Source organism: Pseudomonas brassicacearum subsp. brassicacearum (assembly GCF_008801605.1).
Classification (GTDB): Bacteria; Pseudomonadota; Gammaproteobacteria; order Pseudomonadales; family Pseudomonadaceae; genus Aquipseudomonas; species Aquipseudomonas brassicacearum.
The window spans coordinates 1-660 of the sequence record NZ_VZPJ01000042.1 but is presented as its reverse complement, the minus strand read 5'-3'; the positions used below and the strand labels follow the sequence as shown (position 1 = coordinate 660).

2 tRNA genes and 1 rRNA gene are annotated in these 660 nt (G+C 47.7%); all 3 read right to left on the bottom strand.

The window, feature by feature from the left end:
- Positions 1-310: 310 nt before the first annotated feature.
- Positions 311-386: transfer RNA gene (locus F7R20_RS31430), tRNA-Ala, on the bottom strand.
- Positions 387-396: 10 nt separating this feature from the next.
- Positions 397-473, bottom strand: a tRNA-Ile gene (locus F7R20_RS31425).
- A gap of 123 nt (positions 474-596) precedes the next feature.
- Positions 597-660 (bottom strand): 16S ribosomal RNA (locus F7R20_RS31420); the annotation flags it as partial.

The following is a 660-nucleotide window of genomic DNA, read 5'->3' as shown; positions in this document are numbered from 1 at the left end:
CAGGCTACCACGTCTTTCATCGCCTCTGACTGCCAAGGCATCCACCGTATGCGCTTCTTCACTTGACCATATAACCCCAAGCAATCTGGTTATACTGTGAAGACGACATTCGCCGAAAATTCGATCTTGCTCATGAGAGCAACTCACAAATTTTACCTTAGCCTGATCCGTTACCAGTGAAAGTAACGTTCAGTCTATCTTTCTATCACATACCCAAATTTTTAAAGAACGATCTAATCAAAAGACTAGAAATCAACATTCACCATCACTTTGATGGAATGCTCATTTCTAAGCTTTCAGAAGCAGTTTATGGTGGAGCCAAGCGGGATCGAACCGCTGACCTCCTGCGTGCAAGGCAGGCGCTCTCCCAGCTGAGCTATGGCCCCATTACAAAATTGGTGGGTCTGGGCAGATTCGAACTGCCGACCTCACCCTTATCAGGGGTGCGCTCTAACCAACTGAGCTACAGACCCAATTTCGAGCTTGTAACTGTTAGCTATGAGCTATCAGCTTGGAGCTTAAAGCTGCTTCTATCGTCTTCTTCAATGAATCAAGCAATTCGTGTGGGAGCTCATGAAGCAGCTGCGGTCGTCGATTAAGGAGGTGATCCAGCCGCAGGTTCCCCTACGGCTACCTTGTTACGACTTCACCCCAGTCATG